The sequence below is a fragment of the Nocardia farcinica genome, assembly GCF_029867845.1.
Lineage (GTDB): Bacteria > Actinomycetota > Actinomycetes > Mycobacteriales > Mycobacteriaceae > Nocardia > Nocardia farcinica_A.
The window spans coordinates 1-7,833 of the sequence record NZ_JARWRU010000351.1 but is presented as its reverse complement, the minus strand read 5'-3'; the positions used below and the strand labels follow the sequence as shown (position 1 = coordinate 7,833).

Annotated in this window: 6 protein-coding genes; 4 read left to right on the top strand and 2 right to left on the bottom strand. The window is 72.8% G+C overall.

The window, feature by feature from the left end; translation table 11 throughout:
- The coding region (locus QH283_RS07570) for an ABC transporter permease (RefSeq protein ID WP_280502305.1) at nucleotides 1-640 on the top strand (640 nt) is incomplete at its 5' end.
- The gene (locus tag QH283_RS07565) at nucleotides 637-2,982 is read left to right on the top strand and encodes an ABC transporter ATP-binding protein/permease (protein ID WP_280502304.1); all 2,346 of its coding nucleotides are present in this window, start codon (nucleotides 637-639) and stop codon (nucleotides 2,980-2,982) included. The genes QH283_RS07570 and QH283_RS07565, both read left to right, overlap by 4 nt.
- On the opposite strand, the gene QH283_RS07560 is transcribed toward QH283_RS07565, so the two are convergent.
- Entirely contained in the window at nucleotides 2,915-3,859 is a 945-nt protein-coding gene (locus tag QH283_RS07560) for a helix-turn-helix domain-containing protein (RefSeq protein WP_280502303.1), read from the bottom strand. The two genes, QH283_RS07565 and QH283_RS07560, sit on opposite strands and share 68 nt — an antisense overlap.
- 161 nt (nucleotides 3,860-4,020) lie before the next feature.
- On the opposite strand from QH283_RS07560, the gene QH283_RS07555 reads away from it, so the two are divergent.
- Nucleotides 4,021-5,223 carry an acyl-CoA dehydrogenase family protein gene (locus QH283_RS07555; protein ID WP_280502302.1) on the top strand — a complete coding sequence of 401 codons (1,203 nt, stop codon included), beginning with the start codon at nucleotides 4,021-4,023 and terminating at the stop codon, nucleotides 5,221-5,223.
- A 159-nt stretch (nucleotides 5,224-5,382) separates the two neighbouring features.
- Here QH283_RS07555 and QH283_RS07550 read toward each other — a convergent pair whose 3' ends face one another.
- Nucleotides 5,383-6,069: a TetR/AcrR family transcriptional regulator gene (locus QH283_RS07550; RefSeq protein WP_280502301.1), complete on the bottom strand. Its 687-nt coding sequence runs from the start codon at nucleotides 6,067-6,069 to the stop codon at nucleotides 5,383-5,385.
- Nucleotides 6,070-6,287: 218 nt separating this feature from the next.
- Here QH283_RS07550 and QH283_RS07545 point away from each other — a divergent pair.
- Nucleotides 6,288-7,833, top strand: a 1,546-nt coding sequence (locus tag QH283_RS07545) for an amino acid permease (RefSeq protein WP_280502300.1), incomplete at its 3' end; no start/stop codon positions are given.

Here is a 7,833-nt window from a genome sequence, read left to right as displayed (position 1 = left end):
GTTGATACCGCTGGCGATCGGCCTGGGTCTGCTGGCGGGATTGCGGCCGGGGTCGTGGCTCGACCGGGTGGTGAGCGCGGCGGCGCCGGCGGTGGAATCGGTGCCGCCGTTCGTGACCGGGGTGCTCTCGGTGGCGGTGGTGGCGCTGAGCCTGCGCCTGCTGCCCGCGGTGTCGCTGGTGCCGCGCGGAGCGAGCGTGTGGCACAGCCCCGAGGTGCTGGTGCTTCCGGTGGCGTGCCTGCTGCTGGGCGCCGCGCCGCATCCGATTCGAATGGTGCGCGCCCAGTGCGCGCAGGTGATCGACGCGCCCTACATCCGCACCGCTCGCCTCAACGGGGTGCGGGGCGCGCGGCTGCTGGTGCGGCACGTCGCGCCGAACGCCCTGTCGGCGGCGGTGCATCCGCTGGCCGGGGCAGTGGTCGGGCTGGTCGGCGGGATCGCGGTGGTGGAGACGCTGTTCGTGTATCCGGGGGTGAGCGCGGAGATCATCGGCGCGATCGTCGCCCGCGACTTCCCGTTCGTGCAGTCCGCGGCCGTGGTGCTGGCGGCCTTCGGTCTGGCCGTCCACCTGGCCGCCGATCTGCTGGCGCTGTGGCTGAGCCCGCCCGCGCGCGCGATCGTCACCGGGGAGCGGTCGTGAGCGGCGCGCGCTGGTGGCGCACCGGCTGGTCGCTGCTGTCGGCGGCGGTGCTCGCGCTGATCGTGTTCGGCCCGCTGCTGGCTCCGTATCCGGCGACGGCCACGGTCGGGCCGCCGTTCCGCCCGCCCGGCGGCGCGCATCTGCTCGGCACCGATGTGGTGGGACGGGACGTGTTGTCCCGGGTGCTGCACGGTGGGCTGCCATTGTTGTCGGTCTCGATCGCCGCGCTCGCCGCCGCCTACGCGATCGGTCTCGCCGTCGGTCTCGTGGCCGGGCTGCGCGCAGGCGCCGACCGCTGGCTCATGCGACCGATCGACGTGCTGGTGGTGATCCCGTGGTTCCTGCTGCTGGCCGTCATCGCCACGGCCCTCGGCGCGGGCGCGCCCGCCATGGTGCTCACCGCCTGCCTGGCCGCCGCCCCGTGGATCGCCCGCGTCGTCCGCACCTGCGTCCACGAGCTGGCCGCCACCGGTTACGTGGAGGCGGCGCGCGGCCGCCGGGAACCGTTGTGGCGCATCGCCGTGGTCGAGGTCCTGCCCAATCTGCGCGCCGTCCTCGCCGCCGACGCGGGCATCCGCTCGGCCGGGGTGATCTCCGTGGTCGCCGTCGGCGGTTTCCTCGGCCTGGGATTGCGCCCGCCGTCGCCGGACTGGGCACTGATGATCACCGAGAACCGGCCGGGCTTCGGCGTCCAGCCGTGGTCGGTGCTCGCCCCCGCGCTGCTGGTGATGTTGCTCGTGGTGCCGGTCAACATGCTCGGCGACCGCGCGCTGGGGTCGCCGTCGCGCGTGCGGCGCGCCTCGGGCACCCGGACGGGTTGCTCGATCGACACCGGCTCGGCGGACACCGACGCGGTGCGGGTCGACGGGCTGACCGTCCGCACCGACCGTGGCGTGCCGGTGCTCACCGACATCGCGTTCCGATTGCCGCCCGGTGGCGGCCTGGCCGTTGTCGGCCCGTCGGGAGCGGGCAAGACCACGCTGGTCTCGGCGGTGCTCGGCGCGCTGCCGCCAGGGTGGACGGCCACCGGATCGGTCTCGAGCGGGGGGGCGGGGGGCGGCGCCCGCCGAGTGGGTTTCGTCCCGCAGGACCCGGCGACCGGGCTCAACCCGGCTCTGCGGATCGGCGCCGCGATCGGCGAGATCGCCCGCCTGCGCCCCAGGTCCCCGGCCGAGCGCGCGACCACGGTGTGCGCCGCCCTGCGCCGGGTCGGCCTGCCCGACGACCGCGAGTTCCGCGGACGCTACCCCCACCAGCTCTCCGGCGGCCAGCAGCAGCGTGTGCTGCTGGCGATGGCGTTGCTCGACGACCCGGCGGTGGTCGTCCTCGACGAGCCGACCACCGGCCTCGACCGCCGTACCCGCGCCGAGCTCCTCGACACCCTGGTCCGTCTGCGTCGCGAGTCCGGCACCGCGTTCCTGGTGATCACCCACGATCTGCCTGCCGTCGCGCCGATGGCCGACCAGGTGCTCGAGCTCGACCACGGCCACGTGAAAAGCCTTGCCTGCACCCCCGGCTTCCCGGGCGCACCGCCGGAGCCGGTCGCACGGACGAGACGGCGGACTGTCTCCGCGCCGCCGATCCTGCGGGCCGAGGATCTCACCATCGGCCACCGCGGCCGTCCCGTCGCCGCCGGTCTGTCCTTCGACCTCGCCGCGGGCTCCTGTCTGGCGGTCACCGGCCGCTCCGGCACGGGCAAGACGACCTTGGCGCGCACCGTCGCCGGGTTGCACCTTCCGGTCCGCGGGCACATCCGCCTCGGCGCGCAGCCACTGCCCGCCCGGGTCGAGGCACGGACCGCGGCGCACTGCGGGGCGATCCAGCTGGTCGCGCAGAATCCGGCAGGCTCGCTCAACCCCAGCCATCGGGTGGGCACGCAGATCGCCCGGCCGCTGCGGCTACTGCGCGGCATGGACGCCGCGCGAGCGCGTGCCGAGGCCGGGCGCCTGCTCGCCGCGGTACGGCTCGATCCCGAGATCGCCCGGCGCAGGCCGGGGCAGCTGTCCGGCGGTCAGCAGCAGCGGGTCGCCCTGGCCCGCGCGCTGGCGGCCGCGCCACGGGTGCTGATCTGCGACGAGATCACCGCCTCCCTCGACGACGACTCCCGCGAGGTCGTGGTCGAACTGCTCGACCGGCTGCGTCGCGAGGGCATGTCCCTGCTGCTCATCAGCCATCAGGAGTCCGTGATCGACCGGCTCGCCGACGACGTCCTCGATCTCGGCGCGCACCCGGGCGAGCGGGTGCGGCCTGCCGCTTCCGGCGCACCGGGTCTCGTCACGACAGCGCCGGAGGAAACGGACCACCGACGCGACGGCCGGCACCGATCCGATGTCCCTGGGTGAGCAGCGCGATCGCGAAATCCGCGTACTGCCGGGCGATCTGCTCCGGCGTGTACGGCCCGCGCTCGGCGAACCACTGCGCGATGCCGGTGCACATGGTGGCGATGGCCCGCCCGGCGGCCTGCGGGTCATCGACGTCGAAATACCCGTCGGCGCGGCCGGATTCGATCTCCTCGTCCAGGTAACGCTGGATCTCGCGGCGGGAGCGGGCGATCCTGGCGCGGTCGGCGGGCAGCAGGCTGCGCATCTCGCTGGCGCCGATGAAGCCCAGTTCGCGGCGGTGGGTGTGGAACAGCGCGAGCGCCTCGACGATGAGCCGGACCCGGTGCACCGGGTCGGCGCCTTCGGCGCGGGCGGCGGGCACCCGCCAGTGCAGCTCGTCCATGGTCAGGTCGAGGATGCGCACCAGCAGGTCCTGTTTGTCGCGATAGCGGTGGTAGAGACCGGGCACGCTGGTGCCCGCGCGGTCGGCCAGCGCGCGCACGGTGGTGCCGTGGTAGCCGATGTCGACGAAGGAGGCGATGGCGGCGATCAGCACCGGATCGGCGCCCAGCGGCCCGAACGCGCGCCAGTCCCCGCTCCCGTCGACCACGTCCGCGGCGGCGGGCGGAGCCGCGCCGTCGCGGGCGGGAGCGGGTGTGCCGCCGAGCAACTGGGCGGCGGTGAGGCCGAGCGCGGCGGCCACGGCGTTGAGCCGCTCGACCGACAGTCCGGTGCGCCCGTTCTCGACGGCGCTCAGCGTCGCCGGGCTCACCCCGATCCGCCGCGCCAGCTCGCGCAGCGAGAGCCCGGCGGCGATACGCGCCGCGCGGACGGCCTCGTGCGGTTGCCCGGTGTTCGGCGACGCGGCACTCCGTGACGGACATGACGGAACGGACATGTTGTTCAGCCTATCCGAACACCCGCGCATTTCCGCTATCCGCCATATCATCCCATTTGAGGGCTACTATTTGACAGCGGAGCCGGTCTGGTGAGAGTGTTCACTCGGAGCGATCGTTCGGTCGGAACCGACGGTCCTCCCTATGCCGAGGAGGAGTTGCGATGCCGATCGATCTGACCTATTCCGCCGACGTGCTCGACCTGATCGAGCGCACGCGCGCATTCGTGCGGGACACGGTGCTGCCGATCGAGGACGAGCACGGTGGCGACATCACCGCGGCGGGCGGCGACGCGATGCGGGTGAACTTGCAGAAGCTGGCCAGGGACGCCGGCGTCTTCGCCCCGCACGCACCCGTCGAGTTCGGCGGCCTCGGGCTGAACATGTCCGATCGCGCACCGGTGTTCGAGGAGGCGGGTTACTCACTGTTCGGCCCCACCGCGCTGAACATCGCCGCCCCCGACGAGGGCAATGTGCACATGCTGGCCCATATCGCCGACCCCGACCAGCGGATCCAGTATCTCGAACCGCTCGCCCGCGGCGAGGTCCGCTCGGCCTTCGCCATGACCGAGCCCGCCCCCGGCGCGGGCTCCGACCCGGCCGCGCTGACCACCCGCGCGACCAAGGCCGACGGCGGCTGGCGCATCAACGGCGTCAAGCACTTCATCACCGGCGCCGACGGCGCGGGCTTCTTCATCATCATGGCCCGCACCTCCGGCGAGCCGGGCGATCGCGGCGGCGCCACCATGTTCCTCGCCCCCGCCGACGCCCCCGGCCTGCGCGTCGGCCGCCACATCACCACCCTGGACCGGGCCATGATCGGCGGCCACTGCGAGGTCTACTTCGACGACCTGTTCGTCCCCGACGAGGCGGTGCTCGGCGAGGTCGACCGCGGCTACGAGTACGCGCAGGTCCGCCTCGGCCCCGCCCGCATGACCCATGTCATGCGCTGGCTCGGCGCGGCCCGCCGCGGCCACGACATCGCCGTGGCGCGGGTGGCCGAACGCCAGGGCTTCGGCTCGCGCATCGGCGATCTCGGCATGGCACAGAAGATGATCGCCGACAACGAGATCGACATCGCCGCCACGCGGGCGCTGCTGGTGCGCGCCTGCTGGGAACTCGACCAGGGCGACCACGCGGGCAACGCCACCTCCATCGCCAAGACCTTCGCCGCCGAGGCCATCGGCCGCATCGTCGACAACAGCATCCAGCTCTGCGGCGGCCTCGGCGTCTCCGACGATCTGCCGCTGGCGCGGCTGTCCCGCGAGGTCCGGCCGTTCCGCGTCTACGACGGCCCGTCCGAGGTGCACCGCTGGGCCATTGCCAAGCGCGCCGTCGGGGCGGCCCGTCGCGCCGCGCGCGGCTGAACCACCGCTGCCCGACTCGAGGCCCCCGCCCGCACGTCCGGGTGGGGGCTGCGTCGTCCGGGCCGATCACCGCTTCCGGGGCGCGCGATCGACCCGCCCGGCGACAGGGCGCCACCCGTCGTCCACACCGCGCGGCCACGCGTTCGCCGCGCGTCGAGCTCACCGCGCGCGGGGGTAGCCCAGGCGCGCGAGCAGTTCCTCAGCGGCCGCCCGCACGTCGTCTCCACCCGAACGACCGAGCATCTGCATGACGGCGTCGGGGATGAGCCGCTCGGCGTATTCCGGCGCCCGCCCCTCGTCGGAGCGGATGCTGATGACGCTCTCCACCAGCCGGAACGGCAGCACCTCCACGCCCGGCGCGCTCGCCCGCCCCTGCTCGGCCACCACCTCGGCCACCACCTCGGCCGCCAGCCGCTCGTAGTGTTCGCGCAGCTCGTCGCGTTGCCTGCGGAAGGACTCGAAGCGCGGCGAGCGCAGTTCCGGCAGCAGATACAGCGCGCCGAGGTTCCAGCGCGCCGCGCACAACTGCGCCACGTCGAAGCGGACCAGCGCATACAGCTTGACCGCCGCAGGCGCGGGTTCGGCGCGCAGCGCCTCGGTCAGTTCCAGCGGCTGGCTGACCGTGCCCTCGAGCAGCGCCTCGAGGATGTCGTCCTTGGCGTGGAAGTGGTGGTAGAGGGAGGCCTGCCTGATGCCGACCGCGTCGGCGATGCCGCGGGTCGAGGTGCTCGCGTAGCCCTGGGTGGTGAACAGCTCGGCGGCGGCGTCGAGGATCTCCGCGCGCGGGGTCCGGCCCTCACGTCGCCGCGGCGCGATACGCGGACGCCCTGGCCCAAGGGAGGTCACCCGCCCATTCTCGCCCATCGTCGTTCCGCGCCGGGGCACCGCCCCTCAGCGGCCGTCTCGCCACGCGGCGAGATACCTGTCATCTGACAGAAACAATGGAAATCCAGAAGTTACCGGCGGTAACCGGGTCGAAGCAGCGCCGTCACCGCAGATGTCATCGGAGCCCGAAAACTATCGAGTGACAGATATTGGCCGCGACGCCGAAGGAAGCCAGCCCCATGGCCACCACCCTCACCCCGTCGGATACCACCGACAGCGCCGACCTCGAACGGTTCGGCTACCAGCCTGTCCTGCATCGCAAGCTCGGCCGCTACGCCTCCTTCGCGGCCGGCTTCTCGTTCGTCTCCATCCTCACCACGATCTTCCAGTTCTTCGGCCTCGGTTACGGATTCGGCGGCGCCGCGTTCTTCTGGACCTGGCCGGTCGTCTTCGCGGGCCAGTTCCTGGTGGCGCTGAACTTCGCCGAACTGGCCGCGCGCTATCCGATCTCGGGCTGCATCTACCAGTGGTCGCGCAGGCTGGCCGGGGAGACGGTCGGCTGGTTCGCCGGCTGGATGATGATCATCGCCCAGGTGGTCACCGCGGCCGCCGCCGCGATCGCGTTACAGGTGGTGCTGCCCGCGATCTGGAGTGGTTTCCAGATCATCGGCGAGGACAGCGCGCTGACCTCGCCCTCCGGCGCGGCCAACGCGGTGCTGCTCGGCAGCGGTCTGCTCATCCTGACCACGCTGGTGAACGTGGTCGGCATCGACTGGATGTCGCGGCTGAACTCGATCGGCGTCACCATCGAGATCGTCGGCGTGCTGGCCATCATCGGCGTCTTCTTCGCCGGTGTGGAACGCGGACCGTCGGTGGTGCTGGACAATTCGGCCGCCGCGCCCGGCCCGTACTGGGCGGCGTTCCTCGTCTCCGGCCTGATGGCCGCCTACGTGATGGTCGGCTTCGACTCCGCCGGTGAGTTGTCCGAGGAGACCAGGAACCCGCGCCGGGTCGCCCCGCGCACCATCCTCGGCGCGCTGGCCGCCTCGGCGCTCGGCGGCGGCCTGATGATGCTGGGCGCGCTGATGGCCGCGCCGAGTCTGACCGACGGCAAGCTGGCCTCGGAGGGACTGGCCTACGTCATCTCCGCCAAGCTGAACAGCCCGGCGGGCACCCTGCTGCTCGGCTGCGTCGCGATCGCGGTCACCGTGTGCACGCTGGCGATCCAGACCGCCGGTTCGCGCCTGATGTTCTCGATGGCCCGCGACGGCAAACTACCCTTCGCGCAGCAGCTCTCGACCGTGCACCCGCGCTTCGGCACCCCGGTGCTGCCCGCCGTGGTGATCGGCGTCCTCGGCATCACCCTGCTGGTGGTGAACTTCGGCAACGCTGCCATCTTCTCCACCCTGGCCAGCGTCTGCATCGTCACCCTCTACGTCGCCTACCTGCTGGTGACGGTGCCGCTGCTGGTGCGCCGGGTCCGGGGCTGGTCCGACGACGACCAGGTGCCCGACGGCCTGTTCCGGCTGGGCCGCTGGGGTGTCCCGCTCAACGCGCTCGCGGTGATCTGGGGCGTGGCGATGGTGGTGAACCTCGCCTGGCCGCGGCCGGAGGTGTACACACCCGATGGCGGCTCCTGGTGGATGTTGTGGTCGGCGCCGCTGTTCCTCCTCGCGACCGTCGCCGTCGGCGCCCTCCTCCAGCGGCTCACCCTCGGCGCTCCCGCCCGCCAGCCCGTCCCCCCGCCCCCCACCGCCAGACCGGTGACCGGCCGTTCCCGCAACC

Coding starts and splice junctions, on each gene's coding strand:
- QH283_RS07560 (WP_280502303.1), bottom strand. CDS start 3,859: ATGTCCGTTCCGTCATGTCCGTCACGGAGTGCCGCGTCGCCGAACACC.
- QH283_RS07555 (WP_280502302.1), top strand. CDS start 4,021: ATGCCGATCGATCTGACCTATTCCGCCGACGTGCTCGACCTGATCGAG.